Raw genomic sequence first — 19477 nt, forward strand, 5'->3', positions numbered from 1 at the left:
AATATTTGATATTTAAATAAATAAAAGAATAATATTTAATATTTAAAAAAATAAAAGAATAATATTTGATTTTTAAAAAAATAAAGTAATAATATTTGATATTTAAATAAATAAAAGAATAATATTTAATATTTAAAAAAATAAAGAGATATAATTTAAAATTTAAAAAAAATATTATATATTGAAAACATTGGATATTAGGAATATTTGATATTTATGGATTCTTCTAAAGACAATATTTTATTTATATGTAAAAATAATTCTTCAAGATCACAGATGGCAGAAGCTATTTTAAATTCAATATATGGAGAAAAATATAATGTATTTAGTGGTGGATTAGAACCAACAAATGTGAATAAATATGCAATTAAATCTTTAAAAGAAATTAATATTGATATTACTGAAAATTATTCAAAAAATTTAGATATTTTCAAAAATAAAGAATTCAAATATGTTATTACTCTTTGTGATGATGGAAAATGCCCTTATTTTCCTAATTCTGAAAAAAATATCCATAAATCTTTTAAAGACCCAAATAGAATTGAAGGTAATGAAGAAGATATTTTCAATGAATTCAGAAAATGTAGAAATGAAATAAAAAAGTGGATTATTGATATGATAGAAAATGGTGTGATTTAAAATGTTAAAAGTTGTTATTTTAACTGATGGAACTTATGGAGATAGAGCATATGATACTATAAAAGAAAAATTTGATACAGAATTTATACAATTAGAAGCACCAAGCGGTATTTTCCTAGACGATGATATTGAAATACCTGATAATGCTATTAATAAAATAAATAAAGCCAACATCATCATTTCATATATTTCCCATCCAGATTTAGCATTAGATATAGTATATAGATTTGCTGATAAAGTAGATTGGATAATAATAGCTTCTTGGAAAGGAAATGGTCTTAAAAATCAATTTGAATCAAAAAATAATGTTTCATGCCCTTACATAATGTGCGAACTTGAAGAAAATGGGAATTCTACTTATGATGAATTTGTAAGTAAAATAGGATGCCCTAAGGTAGATTTAATTATTGAAAATGAAAAAATTAAAGATGTGAAAGTTCTTAGATCCTCACCTTGTGGCTCTACTTCATTTGTTGCAGAATATATTAAAGAAAAATACAAAAATAAAATACCTGATGAAGAAAATCTTCCAAGAGAAGCAGGACTTAGAATTCAACACTACCCTTGTAGAGCAGGAAAAATGAGATTATTTACTGATGAAGAATGTAAAAAACAAAAAGCATCAGGATTTCACCAAGAAGCATTTGAAAATGCAATTTTATGTAAAAAATGATACATATATTAAAACTATTTCAATCTATTAAATCATTCTAATTTTAATATTATAAATTTAATTTTTCAAATTGAATTATGAATAATAAAAAGAAAATTGACAGACAATATAAGTTAAAAATCCATAATCTATTAATAAATATCAATAATTAGATTATTCAACTCAATATCATTACTTTATAGAATAAAAAAAATCCTAAAATAATACTTATAATAGATTAAAAATAGAAAATAATAAAATTTAAATAAAAATATTCTAATATTATCAATATGAATAAAGAATCATATCCATTTAGTGAAAAATTATTAGTTGTTTATTCTACTATTATGGCAATTGGAGCAATAATATCATTTTATTTAACCAATAATTATTATTTATCCCTATATTTTTTAACAATAAGTTTTATTATTCTTTTAATTATACAATTATATTTAAATAAAATTATTCCTATTCTTTATAAGATAATACTGTTTTTATTTGGAGTCTTATTATTATTAACAAATATTTACTTTCAAATTTCATTAACAAGTTTTTTAATAATATTCATAATGATATTTGGAATTTTAAATTTAATTGAAGACTATTTTAATAAGAATATAGATAATTCAGTACGATTTAAAAATTGGAAAAATAACTTTTTTTTAGCTATTACAATAATAGGAGGACTTTTGCTAGTATTTTTACTATTTATATTCTTAATATACTTAGATAGTAACTTATAAATTAAAAAAATAGTTTAAGCAAAATTATATTAATTAAAAAATAATGAAAATAATTATACTAAAAAGTTAAAAAATTATAATAAAAAGTTAAAAAATAAAAAAGTAATATATAAAGATTTTAAATCTTTATAATAAAACTATTTTTACGAGGAAAACCATTTATAGAATCTTTTATATTATTAGATTCAGTTACATGACTTCCATTGGTTCTTATATTTTTTTCAACCATAGACAATTTAGTAGGAATGCTTATTTTTCCTCCACTATATGTATTGTTGTCTTTTTCAAACATTTTAAGAGCAGTTTCTGTATCCACTCCAAAATATCCATCTATTTCTCCCTTGTAGTATTTATTTGCCTTAAGCCAATTCTGAAGATCAATAACCTCTTGACCATAGCTACCTTTTTCTAAATGACCTAAACTAGCTATAGAATTATTTTCCTTAGCCTCTTTTACAATATCAATTGCAGACACAGAGACTAATGAATAAGCTATAAAAAAAATAAATACTAAAGAAAATATTTTTTCCCTAATATTAACGCCTCCATTTAGAACGGGAAAAATGTGAAAAAATAAACACAAAAAACATTCTAAACAGTCTATTATTAGATTACAATAATATATAAATCTTTTTATTTTTCTATTTATGCCCAAATAGATTAATTTCAAAATTAAATAGATAATCTCTAATAAAAGAACATAGCATAATATATTTTATATTTATAATTAGTTAATTATTATATAAAAAATTAATTTTAAACTCAAATATTCTTTTTATATAATTAATAATCCAAAAAACAAAAAAATAACAAAAAATTTATTTAAAAAAAAAATTAAAAGTTAGTATTAAAATGAATATTATTCTACTAATTTAGCAAATCCTAGATTCCTTTTAGTATCAGTAATCTTTATTTTAACTTCTTGGCCTTTCTTAGCACCAGGAACAAAAAGAATATAACCCTCTATTTTAGCTATTCCATCACCAGATTTACCAGTGTCCTCAATTTTAACATCATACTCCTCACCTACATTCACTGGAGCATTATTATAATTATTATTATGGCTATCCCGATTATTTCTGTAATTTTTATTGCCTCTATTGTTACTGTTATTTCTCTCAAACATTATTAAACCTCTTACATACATTTAAATATTATATCTTTAGCAAATAATTAGTTAATAAAAAAAGATTTTTTAAAATATCTCATTTAAAAAAAAAATCAGTACAAAAGAATACTAAAATATTTTAGCATAATTAGATAATGTTTATTTTAAAAAAAAATAATAATCCATCAAAGAATATTGTTCTAACAATTGCATTATTAAATATGTTTTTCAAAGTATATATAATAACCTATTTCAAACCAAATTATTATTTAAATTGAAATAAATTAATTCTTAATTAAATAAAAAATTTCAAAGATAAAAAAATGCATTAAATTAAATATTTTCTTTATTATTGATGAAAAAAATTAAAATTCACTATTAAAGATTAAGAAATTGCTTATTAAATAATTAAATCTATAAAATAAATTAAAAATTAATTTCAATATTTTAAATATATTATCTTTTTATAAATTTATTATATTAAAATTTTTTATATCCTATTATAACTAACAATAATATTACTACAATAACAATCAAATATTTAATAAAATCATTGTTATAAATTTTTTTAGCTTCTTTGTTTATATTTAATTCATAACTATTATGATTCTGAGCTTCTGCAGAATCAAATCCTACAAGATTTGAATCAGTATTATTAAGTCCCTCATTAACCCCATTTAAATAATTTTGAGCAATAAAGTTAGCAAGATCATTTATAGGTTTAAAAATAGAATTATTTGTTTGATCGATATTTTCTTGATTTGGATTATTATTTTGGTTTGTGTTTTCTTGAGGATTATTAGTACTATTAGTTTGATTTAATACATCTTGAATAGTTTTAATCCAAGATTTTGGAAAATTAGTGAAGTTGTTTGTGAAAAATCGTTCTTCCCAATTAGGATTATCAGTACCCCAATCATTATTTTCAAAATTAATAACATTTAATGGAGAATATGCCACATAAATAGCATCACCCATGTAAATATCTGTTCCATGAACTCCAGAGTTGTTAGCTATAATATTATTGTTAAATATCACTTTTAATGGTATTGCATCAAGTTTTTGAACAATATAAATTAAACCCCCAAATTCAGCAGAATTATTAATAAATACGGAATCTTTGACAATTGTTTTAGCTGATGTGAAAATTGCTCCTCCATATGTTCCAGCATTGTTATTAGTAAAACTTGAATTTTGTATAGTTGAATTACTTGTCCAAATATATAGTGCACCGCCCCATTCATCAGCATAATTATTATCAAATGAACAATTATATATATTTGTACTAGTATATATTCCTCCCCTAATAGCTCCACCATCACGTTTTGCATGGTTGTTGATAAAAATAGAGTTATATATATCAGTATTTCCACGGTATGTTGTTATAGCTCCACCATCATGGTCTGCATAATTTCCGATAAACAATGAATTATTAACAAATAGATATCCAGATATTTCTTCTGTACCATAATTATCTATTGCACCACCATTTATAGAAGCAGTATTATTTATAAAGACACAATTATCAACAAATAACTTTCCAGTTTCACTATGTATAGCTCCACCATGCTCATTGCTTCTACCATTGATAAATGTGATGTTAATAAGATGCACATAAGCTTTATCAGAATTTATTATAAAAATATTATTAGAATAATTTCCATCCAATATTATTTCTTCCCTACTACCATTTCCTATAATGGTTATATTTTTATTAATAATAATACCAGATTCTAAATAGATTCCTGGTTGTAAATATATTACATTATTAATACTAGAATTATCAATAGCTTTTTGAATAGAACTATTATTAGATATTGAAGTATAATTATTTAAATTTGCATTATTTAAATTTGTAGATACCATATCCGAAGAATTATTTTCCTCCGCAAATACACCAGAAAAAGAGAAAAATATAAAAGAAGTAATAAAAATCATTAAAATAATATTTTTTTTGTAATTTAACATTTTAACCCTTATAAATTTTATATTCTAAATATAAACAATGATAAAAAGATTTATTATTTTTTTAGGGATAATAAACCCCCTATAACATTATTTAATAAATATAACATATATGTATAGTTATACAATCTGTAGCTATTAATAAATATTTATCTAATCAATATATATAGTTTTACATATCGATTATTTTGATTTATAACATATCCCATAAAATATAAGTTATTTTTTAGAGTTTATCATAGTATATTTTTGATGATTTTTTATTATAAAGTAAAAAATAAACTATTTTAATCATAGAAACAAAAAAAAGATTTTTAGTTATTTTTACTTTGTAATGTTTTCACATCCATTAATATAAGAATATTTTTTTTAAAGAAAATTAAATTAAAAAAATGAATATACCCTCATATTACAAAAAAATTAAATTAATAAATATATAATAATAAACAAAAACAATATATGGACATAATATTCTTATCATATCTTTATATTTATAATTATTTTTAAGACATTTAAAGGTTTAAATTAGAAAAATTTTATATATTAAAAGAGGTTAATAATAATTAACAGTAAAATTAATATTATAATCATATGAATTAAAAGGAGGTGAAAATTTATGGCAAATGCAATTCTTGCAGCAATATTATCCTTTTTTATCCCAGGTTTAGGTCAATTATATGGAGGCCAAGGAATAACAAAGAGCATCATATTCTTTATTATAGCAGTAATCCTAGGAATACTAACAACAACAGTATTCTCATTTATAGGAATAATATCACTTATATATGCAATATATGCTGCATATGACGCATACAAATACATAGATTAAAAAATTATATATTTTTATTTTTTATTTTATTTTTCATTTTTTATTTAGTTATTCTCCAAAATTTGTTATTAAATAATCCAAACTATTTTTAAAAAATATTAATAAAAAATCAAGTTATAATGTAATTTTATACCTTATTTCTTTAAATGATGGAGCACAACATGGTTTAATACTATGATAAGAGAGAGAATAGCTTTTAAAATTATTAAAAAGTATTTTTAAGTCAGCCAAGACATTTTCTAATTTTTCTTCCTCATATATCCTAATTGTTGCTAAAAACCTTGGATCCCCAGATAAAATAGGTTTTATATGATTATTTTCCAAAATTCTAATTATTTCAGCGTTTATATTCATTTAAATCATCATATATCTAATTATAATCGATTTTAATTCAATAATATATTCTAATTATAATCAATTTTAATTTATAATAATATTTAATTATTATGATATTTTTATTATTAAAAAGAAATTATTCTTATTTTTCAAAAAATTGAAATTAGATTGAAATTAGATTAAAATTAGATTAAAATTAAAGTTAAAATTAAAACTATAATACTAATTAAAATACAAACAATATTGAAAACTTGATAAAAAATTATTATAAAATAATCAAGAGTTAACTTTAATTATAGGGAAATCTTCTAAATTAGTTATAGAATTCACTACATCAGTTTTTGTAACAATACCAACAGGAATTCCATTATCGTCCACTAAAATTAGCCTACCAATATTTTTATTATGCATAACTTCAACTGCATTAGCTACTTTTGAATTTTTGTTGATAGTTACAACATCTTTTTGCATTATATCTTTGACTTTTAAATTTTCTTTAGATTTAGCTAATGACCAAACAATATCTGTTAAAGTTAAAATACCAAGTATTTTATTATTTTCAATCACTGGAGCACCATCAATAATCTTTTCAGAAAGAATTAGGGCAGCTTCTTTTATAGTATCATTTGGATTTAAGAATACTAAATTTAAAGTAGCAATTTCCTTAACTGTTTTTTTAGGAATACTTCTTATCGTAGTTGTGTCTAAAAGAAGTATATTATCCATATCATCCCTACCAACGATTTCTCCAATAATCCCAAGATTATTTACAGGAGTTGGACCAATACGAACAGTATCTCCAAGATTCAACTCTTTAATACTACCTAAAACTTTTATAGCTGCTTCACATTCACCAGGATTAGGAATACTAGTAAACTCAATTTTAGCTACAGAGACTCCCTCAACAGGATTACCTTCTTTAAACATGGGTACATTAGATTCATTATCTGTTACTGAAATATTTAAAGTATGATATGCTTCAATAGTGGGTTTATAACCACCACGAGGTCCAGGAACTCCTTTAACTAAACTTAAACTCCTAAGCGATTGCATCTGATTACGTATAGTTCCGGGATTTCTATTCATAACTTCGGCTATGTCTTCTCCTTTTATGGATTTTCCATCGGAAGTTTGATACAAATTGATCAATGTTTGAAGAATCTCTTTTTGCACAGATGTAAGCATTTTGCCACCAACTATCCTTTAACTTAAAAAGGATTTTGTTTAATATGTTTAATTTATTTAATATGTTTACTTCTATTAATATTAATATTCTTAATGTTTTTAATATTGTTAGTAATATGAAAAATCAATGTTAAAATAATCAGTATATAAAAATACATTCATATAATACATTATATTAAATACATAATTTATCATTAATATTAATTATAAAATATATAATCTATTCATATAAATAGGTATTGATTTTATAAAGAAAAAAATTGTATTAAATGATAATATAATTAGAAAAATAAATAGTAAATAAAATAATAACAACAAAAAACTAATAGAAATATAAATTAATTATAAAAATAAGTAAATTACCATGAAAAAAATATATATCCCACATATTATGAAAAAAATAGAATAAAATAAAAAATAAAATATAAAAGTAAATTCTTATAATAAATTTTAAAAATTATATAATTAAATTAAAGAATTAAAAATTTAATAATAAAAAATTTAATAATAAAAAATTTAATAATTAAAAAAAATAATAAAGTTAAAAAAATTAAAAAAGTTAAAAAAGTTAAAAAAGTTAAAAAATTAATAGTATTAAAAATTTAATAAAAAGCCAAAAATCCTATTTAACTCTTAGAATATGTAATAATTTTAAAATTTGTAATAACTTTCTACTTCTAAATCACTAGGAATTTCAGTTGGATAATCTTCATTTATACAACCTAAACAAAGTTCCTCTGCAGGAATACCAATTGAATCAACAAGATCCTCTATAGAAATATAACCTAAAGAATCAACTCCAAGTTTTTCCCTAATTTCTTCAACAGAATTATTAGCAGCTATCAGCTCATCTTTAGATGCCATAGCAACACCATAATAACAAGGAGCTATTACTGGAGGACAACCAATCATTAGATGAATTTCTTTTGCACCTGCCTCTTTTAAAATTTCAATAAGAGATTCAGATGTAGTTCCACGAACAATACTATCATCAATAAGCACAATTTTCTTACCTTCAAGCTCAGAAACTAAAGGATTCATTTTTAATTTAACAGCTAATTCTCTTTCTTCTTGTGTAGGCATTATAAATGTCCTACCAACATATCTATTCTTTATAAGACCTTCCCCATAAGGAATTCCAGAAGCTCTAGAATACCCAATTGCCGCAGGTATTGAAGAATCAGGAACAGGCATTACCACATCAGCATCAACTGGAAATTTATCAAACAATGCACGTCCAATATTAAGTCTAACTTGATAAACATTCTTTCCATCAATAGTACTGTCAGGTCTTGCAAAATAAACATATTCAAACATACAATGTGAATTTTTAGTTTTATCTGCTTTAGAAATTTTATGAGAATTTATCTTATTATTATCAAAATAAATTATTTCTCCAGGTTCAAAATCACGTATAAATTTAGCTCCAATAACATCAAAAGCAACAGTTTCAGAAGCTACCATGAAAATATCATCTTTTTGAGCAATTGCAAGAGGTTTCATAGCAGCAGGGTCACGAATAGCGTAAAGATCACCATTAACTAATATAACAAGAGAATAAGATCCCATAATTATATGAGACAAATTTTCTAAAGTTTCAATCATATCAGAAGTTTTTAAAAATTCTCTTTTAATTAAATGACATAATATTTCAGAATCAGTATCTGAAGTAAATTCAACACCTTCAGAAATTAATTCCCGTCTTAGTTTTCCAGAATTAATAATATCTCCATTATGAGCAATAGCTATAGTAAAATCATTAAAAGTAGTAACAAATGGCTGAGAATTTTCAAATTTTGATTGGCCAGTAGTAGAATACCTTACATGACCAATACCAACTTCACCATCTAATTCATTAATTATGTCTCCTTTAAAAGCATCAATTAAGAGACCCATACCACAATGATGATTCAAGCCATTTTCATCACCATTAGTGCCTTCTTTAGTATTATCACTGTTAAAAGTCGCCATTCCAGCAGATTCTTGTCCTCTATGCTGTAATGCATGTAAACCATAATAAATTGAAGATGAAACATCTATAGAAGAGTCTTTAGAGTGGATACCCACAATACCACATTTATCTTTCAAATCACAATCTCCGTAGATTATTTAATTAATTATCTAATTTATTTAATTATTATCTAATTTAATTAATTATCTAATTTATTTAATTATTATCTAATAAATTCATAAATATAATCAACACATAAAATCTATCAAAAAATAAAATATAATAACAAATAAAAATTTATAAAATAAAATAATTTATAAATTATTGTAAAATTATTGTAAATTATTAATTGATAAAAATTATTATAAAATATACAAAAAAATATTATACTATAATATTTTCATTTTCTAGTATAAATATTTTTAAAATTAATTAACATCAGATTAACAATAATATGAATACCAATAAAATATAATTAAAAAATAAAAATATGTTAATAACAAATCATATACTTATTACAGTGCCAAAAAATAAATAATAAAATGAATTAATCCCAAAAATGATTAATCCCAAAAGTTTCGGAATTGATCTGTTATATCATAATCCTCATCATCAATTTCATCATCATAAGAATTATTAGATTTATTTTTATCATTATCTTTATTTTTATTATTAGATTTGTTTTTATTTCTATTTAAATATTTATTTTCATCATCATAGCCATTCTCATCATAGCTATTCTCATCAGAACTATTCTCATCAGAACTATTCTCATCAGAACTATTTTTATAATTTTTATAATTATTTTCAGGGTTTAAATCATCAGCCCCTAAATTAAAAGAAATATTATCATTATTTTGAGAATTATCCTTTTTATAAATGCTATTTCGGTTATATAATTCATTATCATTAGTTCTCTTATAATATTTAATAATCTCTTTTTGGAGATCATCACTATTACTTTCAACAAATATAAGTGCAGTTTTAACAACTTTAAGCCAATCAATAGCATCTTCTTTTGAAAAAGCACCTATATAACCTTGACCTACAATAATATTCTCAGGTTTAAATTTATTAGTAGCTATGACTATTTTTTGAATTTCAGCATCATCTAACAAATCATTGAAAGTTTCAACCCATAAATCTCCAATTTCAAAAACTTCTAAAAGGTTTTTAGTATGTATATTAGAATATCTAGATTTAAAATCTGTGAAATCAAGTTTAACTTCATCAATATTTTCATTAAGATCTTTAATATCATTAATTAATTCAAAATTTTCCTCTCTCAGATGTTTAGCTTCTTTTATAAGCATTTCATTTTCAAGAGATATTTTCTCATTTTCATCCTTTAATTTGTCATAATTAATTCCTAACTTTAAAAGTTCTGATCTAACTTGATTAATATTAGCTATATCAAATATAGAAGCAAGACCAGCTCTTATGATAGAATTTTTAATTTCAACTTCAACATTTTTTATGTCAGTTATCTCAATATCCCTAAATTTTGGGAAATTTAAATACTCAACATAATTAAAATCATTTTTTAAATTATTATAAAAATTTGAGAATAAATATTCTCCTTCTTCATCAGATTGAGTAGCTATAAGAATAATATCCGAACCTAAAACAGCATTTTTAGCAATTTCAACATTTTTCGTAGTTATAATAGAAGAAATAATAATATTAAAGTCATTAAATAAATCTATATTTTTTATAGCTTTTGAAAGAAATTCTGAGTTTTCAGGACCATCCACAATAATCCTAACATCAACAGGTTTTTGGTTATTATTATTATTATTATTATTATTATGAGTATCAATTTGATTATCTGATTGATTATTAACTTGATTATTAACTTGATTATTAAAATAAGAAGTATTTTGGCTATTTTTATTAAATCCATTATTTAAATTATAATTATTTATAGCATTATCAGTTTTTTCATTTTTTTTAATGTAATCATTCTCATTATCATAAATATTTAATTTATCATGTTCATTATTTCTTTTGTAATTATCATATTCGTCATAATTATTATAATTAGAATTAGAATTATTATTATTATTATTATTATTATTATGAATATCTAATGATGTATAATCTCTAGATTCATTATCAACAATATCATTATCTTTATCCGCATTATTATCATTAATAATTTTAATTATGTGACCAATATCCTCATCATGATTATTAAAATCCATTTAATCAACCATATTTTTTAATATTAAATTTAAATAAAAATAAAAATACACAGTAATTTAATATCCAAAAAGAAATTAATATACTATAATTTACCTATTTAATTATTGTTTTTTATAATATAAATAGCTTTTTGATTAAATAAATGATTTTTTATAATATTTAATAAATTATAATCAAATTTTAAAAAATAATTAGAGATTATAAAGTTTAAAAACTATTAAAATATTAATAAAAAGAGATTTTGAACCATATTTTACAATTTAAAATAATGGACATAAAAAAATGTATAAAAAGAACATGCAAAAATAACAATGAAAACAATAACTGATAATAATTTAAAAATAAAATGTAAAAATAAAATTTAAAAATAAAATTTAAAAATAGAATGTTAAATTAATTTAATAATAAATTAAAAATAACTAGTTTATCTTAATCTTTGACCAGTTATTGATTTTTTATTTTGCCAGCTGTAACTTCTGATTCTCTTGGATTTTCCAAATCCACAAGAAGCACAGACTTTTTTACGGACGTGGTAAGCATTTCTTCCACATCTTCTACATCGTATATGGGTTTTCTTATTCTTCTTACCCATTGAAGGTGTTCCTTTCATTATTATCTCCTCCTCATATTTTTATTATTCATTATACTGATTATATTTCATTGATTATATTATTTAGATGAAGACATATTTACATAATTATATTGATAATATATCCATATAATCAAAATAAGTTAGAATTTACTATAAAGCTAGGTTTAAGCTGAAAAATACTAAAATCAAATAAATTCATGAAATAAAATTATTAAAATAAAATTATTAAATTAAAATTATCAAAGTAATATTTAGATAGCTAAAGCTAACAAAATTTAATATATAAAATTCTAATATATAAAATATTTATATAAAAACTAAATTATATAAAATTTTAATCATTATAAAGTTTGATTAAAGTTATATATAAATGTTAATATATAAAATGTGATAACATAAAGATGATTTTATAATTATATTTATAATATAAATAGTAGCTATAATAGCATTTATAAAATCTAAGGTGAAATATAGACTATATTATCTCCTCTAATGAGGACAGTTCCAAGTCTTCTAGTAATTTCTCCTTTTTCTAATTCTTCAGCATCATTAAGAACTAAGTTCATATGTAAGTCGAAACTTTTTAGTATTCCTCTGAATTCTCTATCTCCTTTTAGTTTTATTAAAACTGGGGAGTTAGTTGCTTTTCCTAATGCATCAAGTGGTCTTTGAACATAACCTTGTTGTCCGCTCACGTTAATCACCTACAATATATTATATCATATTACTTATAATTTAATTTATATTTAAATTTAACTATTAAACAGCTATAAAATCATCTAATTTTAATAGTAGCTATAATTATAGAATATAATTGAATATTTTTAACTATGTTAAATATCAATCTCTAAAAAAGCTTTATAGATAATTCGTTTATTCTTAATTATTTAATATAATTTTTATTTGTTGTTAAGTTATATATAAAGATTTTGATTATATAAATATGGTCTTTTTAGAATATTTAATTAGTTTTCAATTGAACTAATTATAAAAAAATTAGATTAATCAAAAATTAGAAGAATTAAATTAAGAATATAAAAAAATTAGTATATAGAAAATAAAAAAATAGAAAATTGAATTATATAATTATTTAATCATATAACTTTCAAATTTCAATATATAAAAAATTTTCTCCTAACTATTTTATTTATCTTATATCAAAAAATCATTTATGAATCATTAAATATTTAAAAAATTAACTAAATTCAATTTTTCTTAACAATATTTTTATAACCATAAACACAAATTCTCTTATTAAAATTTTTACCCAACTTATTACTATAAACAGCATTACGATCACCAGCAATTTTCATTCCATGAACACCACAAAAACGAGCAAAATTACCAGTAATCTTATTTTTATCACCATTAACCTTAATACCATGATTTTTATTTTTATTAGCTACATTTTTAGAAATTTTATTCCTATGTCCTGAAGATTGAAGACCATACTTCTTATTTCCATTAACACGATTTTTAGAAAAAGAGTTCTGGTTTCCATGGCTAATAATACCATTCAGCTTAGATTTAAATTTATTAGATAAAATATTGTTTTTATTTCCACTAGTCTTCAAACCTAAAGAACTAGAAGTAATTTTATTATAACTAACTGAATTCTTATGCCCTTCAACCAAAATACCTGCTTTAACATTAGAAATAAAATTCTTCCATATAGTATTATAACTTCCTTTAGATAAAATACCCCTATTTTTAGCAATAATATTATTGTTTAAAATATAATTACCTTCTCCAACTAAAAGAATACCATAATTAGAAAGCTTTCCCAAGATATTATTATTTTTTATATTATTATAAGAAGAATATGCCTCAATACCAGCTCTTCTAGAATTCAATAAAGTATTTTCAGATAAAGTATTCTGGTCACTATTGATATAAACTCCAATATAGGAGTTAGTTATTCTATTTTTACTAAGCTTGTTTTCAGAACCACCAATATTAATTCCATAATAAGCATTGGTAATATTATTAGACTCTATCTTATTGTTATAACCATCAACAACTATTCCATAAAACACCGGAGAATAAAACTGATTAAAACTAACTTTATTATCATCAGCATAGATACTTACACCATTAATATTATTTGAAAGAGTATTTTTAGTAATTGTATTTCCACGCCCATAATCAAGGTATATTCCAGAATCACCATCTTTAACATTATTATTAAAAATAAGATTATTTGAAGAATGTGATAAATATATTCCCATACCACTATTATCATATAATGTATTTGAACTTATTTCAGACTTATCAGTATTCATTAGTGTAATACCATTACCTTGATTAGACATTATAGTGTTTTTGATTATTTTCACATTTTTAGAAGAATCCACACTAATACCATCAAATTGATTTTTATGCACCTTATTATTTTGAATCAAGAGATTTTCAATATCATTAAAGTTAATACCTATTTCATTATTTTCTACATTATTATTATTAAAATTTAAATTATTAGCAGATTCTACATTAATAGCTTGATAATTATTCTTAAAAATATTTCCATTAATGATAGTATTATAAAATTCTGATAAATATATTGCAACTGAATTATTATCAAAATGATTATTTAATATAGATATATCTTTTGAATTAAAACCATAAAAACCATCAGCACTATTATTTGAAATATTATTATTACTAATAAGAGCATTATTAGATTCAAGAAGATAAATACCTACACCATCATTAGCTTTTATAACATTATCAATTAACCTTAGATTAGAAGAACTACCAATATCAATACCAGCACCATTATTATTACTAACATTATTTTTACTAATCAAACCATTAACAAAACTCTCTAAAAACATCCCATAATTATTATTTTCTAAAGTATTATTAGTAATAGAAACATTATCTCCAGAATAAATAATTAAAGCATTATCTCCACTATTCAAAATAATATTATTTAAAATATCTGTTTTTAAACAATTGTCAATATAAATACCAACACCAGAATTACCATTTATAGAGTTATCTGAAATTTCAGTACTATGAGAGTCCCCAATATATATTCCATGACCTTCATTTTTATCTAAAATATTTTTAGTTAAATTACTATTATTAATAAAATTTATATAGATTCCATCAGAAGTACTATTAGATATTGTATTATTAAAAATAACACCATTATCCAATTCATCTATGTATATACCAGCACCATCACTCCCATCAATAGTATTATGCTCAATATAAAGATTTTTAGGAGAATTACCTCTAATTCCATCTTTATTCTTTTTTAATTTATTTTTAGTTATATTAACATTAGAAGAATCACCAACTGAAATTCCAACATCATCATTCTCTTCTAAAACATTTCCATAAATATTAACATCAGAAGAATCATCAACATAAATTCCCCCATCATTTCTATTAATACCATTGTCAATAATATTTACATTATTAGAATCAGATACAGAAACACCAGAACCATTATTATCATCTATACTATTACTTTCAACAGTGACATTAGCACAACTAATCCCCGAAATACCAGCACCACTACTATTTGAAATAGTATTACCACTAACACTAACATTACAGTCTGATTCCAAACTAACACCATCCCCACTATTATTTGAAATAATATTACCAGAAATATTAGTATTATTAGATTCACTAACAGAAACACCAGTACTAAAATTACTCAAATTATTACTAGAAATATTCACATTATTTGAACCACTAACAGATATTCCATTACTTGCATCATCACCACCAACAAGCATATTATCACTAATAACAACACCAACAGAATCAACTATATCGATCCCATTCTCACACCCACTAATAACATTGCCCCAAATAGAAACATTACCTACATTATCCACCATAATCCCAGTAAGATAACCACTAATATTAAAACCACTTACAACAATATTATTATTTAGAATATTAAATGCATATTCAGAAAAACCATCCACAACCCCACCTTTAAGAACAATTCCCGAATCACAAGTTATACGAATAGCTTTATCAATATTTAAAACAATATCCTCAAACACACTACCAGAAATACCCGAAAAATGAAGCTCAGTAATATCTCCAGCATTATCAATCAAATCCTGAATAGCATCACTATCCAAAGTATTATTCACATTATAAGTCGCAGCACTAACTGAAGACAAAGAAAATAATAAAACCCCAAAAACTGCAACAATTTTAAATAAATTAAAATTCTTCATAACTCTAAACCTCTAAAATAGAATTTAATTAAAAATTAAACATGACAATATTTAACTAGATAATAGTAGCTAAATACTATTCTACTAGAAATTCTTATCCTAATTTTGTTAATTTTTAATTCATTATTCATGTATTAATGACAACATTACCCTCCTTATCAACTTCACCCTTAGCAGAACCAACATCATCTGAATCAATAATGTTTTTCTTTGAAGTAATCTTATCAGAAGGACTAGGAGATGAACTTCCAGCATGGAGTTCATCATTTATTCTTCCAGATTTAACATCAATAGAAACATAAGAATACATATCAGACTTTTAATTAAATCCAATATTCCATACCTTTTCCCCATAATCATTTTTTCTAATTTAACAAATATTATTTCTATTTTATTAAAATATTTTTCTTTAACAATTTTAACAGTCGATTTTTACTTATAAACCCAGTTTATTAATATTACTATGTATTGATGTGTTATTTTTAGAACCAATAATAATATTTTCACTAACTGCCTTTTCAGGAGTATTTATATCATATATTATTTTGTTGGATAATATTATCGTCATTATACATAATAAAAGCACCAAATGCCAAAATGATGAAAATTGCAAGAAAAATGAATATTATATATTTTTTGTCCATATTTACCACCAATAACAATCATAAAGAGTACTATAATAATCTGCTTTTATTTACTTAAATTCATCCATATAAAACACAATAACAAACAACCTTCCAATATCTCCTAGTCCCCGTGCTAAATCATTCAATAATATTCTTATTTTCATTAGAAAGTTTAACATTATTTTCTAATTTTTCTTCCTCATTTATTTCAGAGTCAATTCTATTACTTGTTTGAATAGCTTTTCTTTTTGAAATTAGAATATTATCCGATTTAATATTAAGCCTTTTATTTGAATTTTTTTCCTTCTGACTAACTTCATTTTCGGCAAATTTATCTAAACCTACTCTTAGAGGATGCACAAATTCTCCAGTACGAGCATTGATGAAAAGAGTACTTTTACCATAAGTAATTTCATTAACTTTCACAATCCAAAAATAATTTCCAGTATTATTTTTTACTAAATTAATACTATTAATTTTATAATCTCCATGATATGAATCCTTAATAATTCTAATAACCTGTTTCTTACTTATTTCGACTTTTTTTTCAGTTTTCATATTATTATTTCCCATATAAATTGTTGATGAATCTACTTTTTTATATATATCCTCATCTCCAACATAATTAACACCATTATTTTCAACAACTCCTATATTATTTTTACTACCATTTTTATTTGTTTCAATATTATTATTCCAATTATTAAGCATGACAGCAAATCCCACACCTATTAAAATAATAAAGAGCAAAATAACTAAAATTAAATAATTTTTTTTCATAAATATCACCAAGTATAATCATAATATTTACCATTGTAATCTGGTTTTTTATTTTTAAGTTTTTTAACAAAAAACCATTTAACAGCATTTTTATTAAATGACTCAGGATAGTCATTTGTAGCCTCACCAGGTAACCATTGATACTTACCTTTGTATTTTACATATACTAAAGGCCATGCATGCCCAATTTTGTTATACAAACCAGCATGTTCATATTGAGCAGGGATTCCTGCAGCTCTTAATAAAGCAACAGTTAAATGAGAAGAATCGACGCAATTTCCCCATTTTATCTCCCAAGTAGTATAAGAACCATATTTAGTGTTAGAATATAGTTCATATCGAATTCTTTTTTGCACATATCCCAATATTTTATCTGCAGCAGCTTTATTCTTCTTGCCTTTAGCTAATTTTTTAGCCCATTTCATAATTTTTGGATCATCTGAATCACAAAATGTTGATGGTTCTAGATAAGGATTAAGTATTTTTACATAATTAGTCGAAATCACTTTTGTTGCTGTGAGTGTTGCATCTTTTTTATTATTGCTAAATGTTACTTTAGCACCTTTAGGAAATGAAGGATTTTTCCCAAGATTAGTATATTTTGTAGTAGTAACTAAATTTTTAATCTTAACCCATCTAAACTTTTTATTAGGATATTTGAAATTATTATTAGAATCCTTTGTTTTTGTCCAATCCTTTAAAAGTATTTCCTTATATTTTCTAGATGTTGTTATAGAATCTGTAGAAGTTATAATTCCATTATCATTTGAAGAAGACGCTGTATTTTTTATTTTAACAGTAGAAGCAGACTTTATATTATTATTTGAATTACTTTTTGTATCTACAGTAAATTTAATACTTTTAGAAGTAGAAAAAATTTTAGAACCTTGAGTAATACTTACAGTAGCTTTATAAGTAGTAGTTTTAGAAACTTTAACAAATAGACCAAAAGTAGCTATTCCATTCGAACCAGCGCTTCCAGATACAGATTTACCATTAAATTTTAAAATGATTTTTTTATCTGGAGAATAATTAGAAACTGTTGATTTTTTTCCATTAACAAATATATTACCATTTGTTGTATAAAATGCACCAGCTACATTATCACCATAAACTAATCCGGATTTAATAGCTACATTAGATCCTGATTTAGCTGAATTAGGAGCTGAAATTACTATTTTAATAAATTTAGCAGAATTACTTAACAAAGAAGAAGAATCTACTCTTAATGTACTTGAAGAATACACTCCACTACCATAAGCAGCTGAATTTTTAGATATAGTTGATTTACTAATATTCAAAATATTCTTAGAGTATACTGCTCCACCATTACTACTAGCTAAATTACTCTTAAAATTAGAGGAAGTGATTCTGGTTGTAACTGTTATATATAAAGCTCCTCCGTTTTTAGCCCTATTTGATTCAAATTTACTATTTGAAATATTTAAACCATTAGAACCACTAGCAAATATAACTCCACCAATATTACTAGCTAAATTACTTTTAAAAGTTGATGAGTTAATTCTTGTTGGAACTGTTATATATAATGCTCCTCCATTTATTGCCCTATTTGACTCAAAAAAACTGCCAAAAATATTTAAAATATTTGAACCTGTGGTAAATATAGCTCCACCGTTATTACTAGCCCTATTATTTTT

General features: G+C 22.8%; 17 protein-coding genes. 3 read left to right on the plus strand and 14 right to left on the minus strand.

The annotated features are described in order from the left end of the window. The first annotated feature begins 216 nt into the window (after positions 1 to 216). Positions 217 to 639: an arsenate reductase ArsC gene (locus Q0087_RS07325; RefSeq protein ID WP_297899036.1), complete on the plus strand. Its 423-nt coding sequence runs from the start codon at positions 217 to 219 to the stop codon at positions 637 to 639. A 1-nt stretch (position 640) separates the two neighbouring features. After that, positions 641 to 1312, plus strand: coding sequence for a DUF166 domain-containing protein (locus Q0087_RS07330; RefSeq protein ID WP_297899037.1), 672 nt, complete (start codon positions 641 to 643; stop codon positions 1310 to 1312). An 840-nt stretch (positions 1313 to 2152) separates the two neighbouring features. Here the strand turns inward: Q0087_RS07330 and Q0087_RS07335 are convergent. The 3 genes from Q0087_RS07335 to Q0087_RS07345 all read right to left on the minus strand — a co-directional run bounded on the left by Q0087_RS07335 (position 2153) and on the right by Q0087_RS07345 (position 5110). Next, positions 2153 to 2509 carry a peptidoglycan-binding protein gene (locus Q0087_RS07335; protein ID WP_297899038.1) on the minus strand — a complete coding sequence of 119 codons (357 nt, stop codon included), beginning with the start codon at positions 2507 to 2509 and terminating at the stop codon, positions 2153 to 2155. A 384-nt stretch (positions 2510 to 2893) separates the two neighbouring features. Next, positions 2894 to 3160 (minus strand): TRAM domain-containing protein, encoded by a 267-nt coding sequence (locus tag Q0087_RS07340; protein ID WP_297899039.1) that lies wholly within the window; start codon positions 3158 to 3160, stop codon positions 2894 to 2896. A 462-nt stretch (positions 3161 to 3622) separates the two neighbouring features. After that, positions 3623 to 5110: a hypothetical protein gene (locus tag Q0087_RS07345; RefSeq protein WP_297899040.1), complete on the minus strand. Its 1488-nt coding sequence runs from the start codon at positions 5108 to 5110 to the stop codon at positions 3623 to 3625. 613 nt (positions 5111 to 5723) lie between these two features. Between Q0087_RS07345 and Q0087_RS07350 the strand changes: the two genes are divergently transcribed. Continuing rightward, a complete protein-coding gene (locus Q0087_RS07350; RefSeq protein ID WP_297899041.1) occupies positions 5724 to 5936 on the plus strand; it encodes a hypothetical protein in 213 nt (70 codons plus the stop codon). A 114-nt stretch (positions 5937 to 6050) separates the two neighbouring features. Here Q0087_RS07350 and Q0087_RS07355 read toward each other — a convergent pair whose 3' ends face one another. The 11 genes from Q0087_RS07355 to Q0087_RS07405 all read right to left on the minus strand — a co-directional run. Next, the gene (locus Q0087_RS07355) at positions 6051 to 6290 is read right to left on the minus strand and encodes a hypothetical protein (protein ID WP_297899042.1); all 240 of its coding nucleotides are present in this window, start codon (positions 6288 to 6290) and stop codon (positions 6051 to 6053) included. Between the two features lie 258 nt (positions 6291 to 6548). Beyond that, a complete protein-coding gene (locus tag Q0087_RS07360; protein WP_297899043.1) occupies positions 6549 to 7457 on the minus strand; it encodes a CBS domain-containing protein in 909 nt (302 codons plus the stop codon). A 651-nt stretch (positions 7458 to 8108) separates the two neighbouring features. Continuing rightward, positions 8109 to 9545, minus strand: coding sequence for an amidophosphoribosyltransferase (purF, locus tag Q0087_RS07365; RefSeq protein WP_297899044.1), 1437 nt, complete (start codon positions 9543 to 9545; stop codon positions 8109 to 8111). 426 nt (positions 9546 to 9971) lie between these two features. Then, positions 9972 to 11612, minus strand: a complete 1641-nt coding sequence (locus Q0087_RS07370; RefSeq protein WP_297899045.1) for a hypothetical protein — start codon at positions 11610 to 11612, stop codon at positions 9972 to 9974. A gap of 425 nt (positions 11613 to 12037) precedes the next feature. Beyond that, the gene (locus Q0087_RS07375; protein ID WP_342765012.1) at positions 12038 to 12229 is read right to left on the minus strand and encodes a 50S ribosomal protein L37e; all 192 of its coding nucleotides are present in this window, start codon (positions 12227 to 12229) and stop codon (positions 12038 to 12040) included. Positions 12230 to 12663: 434 nt separating this feature from the next. Further along, entirely contained in the window at positions 12664 to 12900 is a 237-nt protein-coding gene (locus tag Q0087_RS07380; protein ID WP_297899046.1) for an LSm family protein, read from the minus strand. 510 nt (positions 12901 to 13410) lie between these two features. After that, positions 13411 to 16413 carry a nitrous oxide reductase family maturation protein NosD gene (locus tag Q0087_RS07385; protein WP_297899047.1) on the minus strand — a complete coding sequence of 1001 codons (3003 nt, stop codon included), beginning with the start codon at positions 16411 to 16413 and terminating at the stop codon, positions 13411 to 13413. A gap of 127 nt (positions 16414 to 16540) precedes the next feature. Then, entirely contained in the window at positions 16541 to 16723 is a 183-nt protein-coding gene (locus Q0087_RS07390; RefSeq protein WP_297899048.1) for a hypothetical protein, read from the minus strand. 126 nt (positions 16724 to 16849) lie between these two features. Next, on the minus strand, positions 16850 to 16981 hold the full coding sequence (locus Q0087_RS07395; RefSeq protein WP_297899049.1) for a hypothetical protein: 132 nt from the start codon (positions 16979 to 16981) through the stop codon (positions 16850 to 16852). Between the two features lie 196 nt (positions 16982 to 17177). Continuing rightward, a complete protein-coding gene (locus Q0087_RS07400; RefSeq protein WP_297899050.1) occupies positions 17178 to 17819 on the minus strand; it encodes a hypothetical protein in 642 nt (213 codons plus the stop codon). Between the two features lie 5 nt (positions 17820 to 17824). Then, positions 17825 to 19477 (minus strand): transglutaminase-like domain-containing protein (locus tag Q0087_RS07405; protein WP_297899052.1); only part of this gene is annotated, 1653 nt, incomplete at its 5' end.

Origin of the sequence: uncultured Methanobrevibacter sp. (assembly GCF_937881195.1) — an archaeon.
Classification (GTDB): Archaea; Methanobacteriota; Methanobacteria; order Methanobacteriales; family Methanobacteriaceae; genus Methanobinarius.

What these genes read in the sequence shown, in the direction of transcription:
- Q0087_RS07360 (WP_297899043.1), bottom strand. Translation starts at nt 7,457, where the DNA reads ATGCTTACATCTGTGCAAAAAGAGATTCTTCAAACATTGATCAATTTG.
- Q0087_RS07400 (WP_297899050.1), bottom strand. Translation starts at nt 17,819, where the DNA reads ATGAAAAAAAATTATTTAATTTTAGTTATTTTGCTCTTTATTATTTTA.
- Q0087_RS07385 (WP_297899047.1), bottom strand. Translation starts at nt 16,413, where the DNA reads ATGAAGAATTTTAATTTATTTAAAATTGTTGCAGTTTTTGGGGTTTTA.
- Q0087_RS07340 (WP_297899039.1), bottom strand. Translation starts at nt 3,160, where the DNA reads ATGTTTGAGAGAAATAACAGTAACAATAGAGGCAATAAAAATTACAGA.
- Q0087_RS07395 (WP_297899049.1), bottom strand. Translation starts at nt 16,981, where the DNA reads ATGACGATAATATTATCCAACAAAATAATATATGATATAAATACTCCT.
- Q0087_RS07390 (WP_297899048.1), bottom strand. Translation starts at nt 16,723, where the DNA reads ATGTATTCTTATGTTTCTATTGATGTTAAATCTGGAAGAATAAATGAT.
- Q0087_RS07325 (WP_297899036.1), top strand. Translation starts at nt 217, where the DNA reads ATGGATTCTTCTAAAGACAATATTTTATTTATATGTAAAAATAATTCT.
- Q0087_RS07370 (WP_297899045.1), bottom strand. Translation starts at nt 11,612, where the DNA reads ATGGATTTTAATAATCATGATGAGGATATTGGTCACATAATTAAAATT.
- Q0087_RS07355 (WP_297899042.1), bottom strand. Translation starts at nt 6,290, where the DNA reads ATGAATATAAACGCTGAAATAATTAGAATTTTGGAAAATAATCATATA.
- Q0087_RS07330 (WP_297899037.1), top strand. Translation starts at nt 641, where the DNA reads ATGTTAAAAGTTGTTATTTTAACTGATGGAACTTATGGAGATAGAGCA.
- Q0087_RS07350 (WP_297899041.1), top strand. Translation starts at nt 5,724, where the DNA reads ATGGCAAATGCAATTCTTGCAGCAATATTATCCTTTTTTATCCCAGGT.
- Q0087_RS07345 (WP_297899040.1), bottom strand. Translation starts at nt 5,110, where the DNA reads ATGTTAAATTACAAAAAAAATATTATTTTAATGATTTTTATTACTTCT.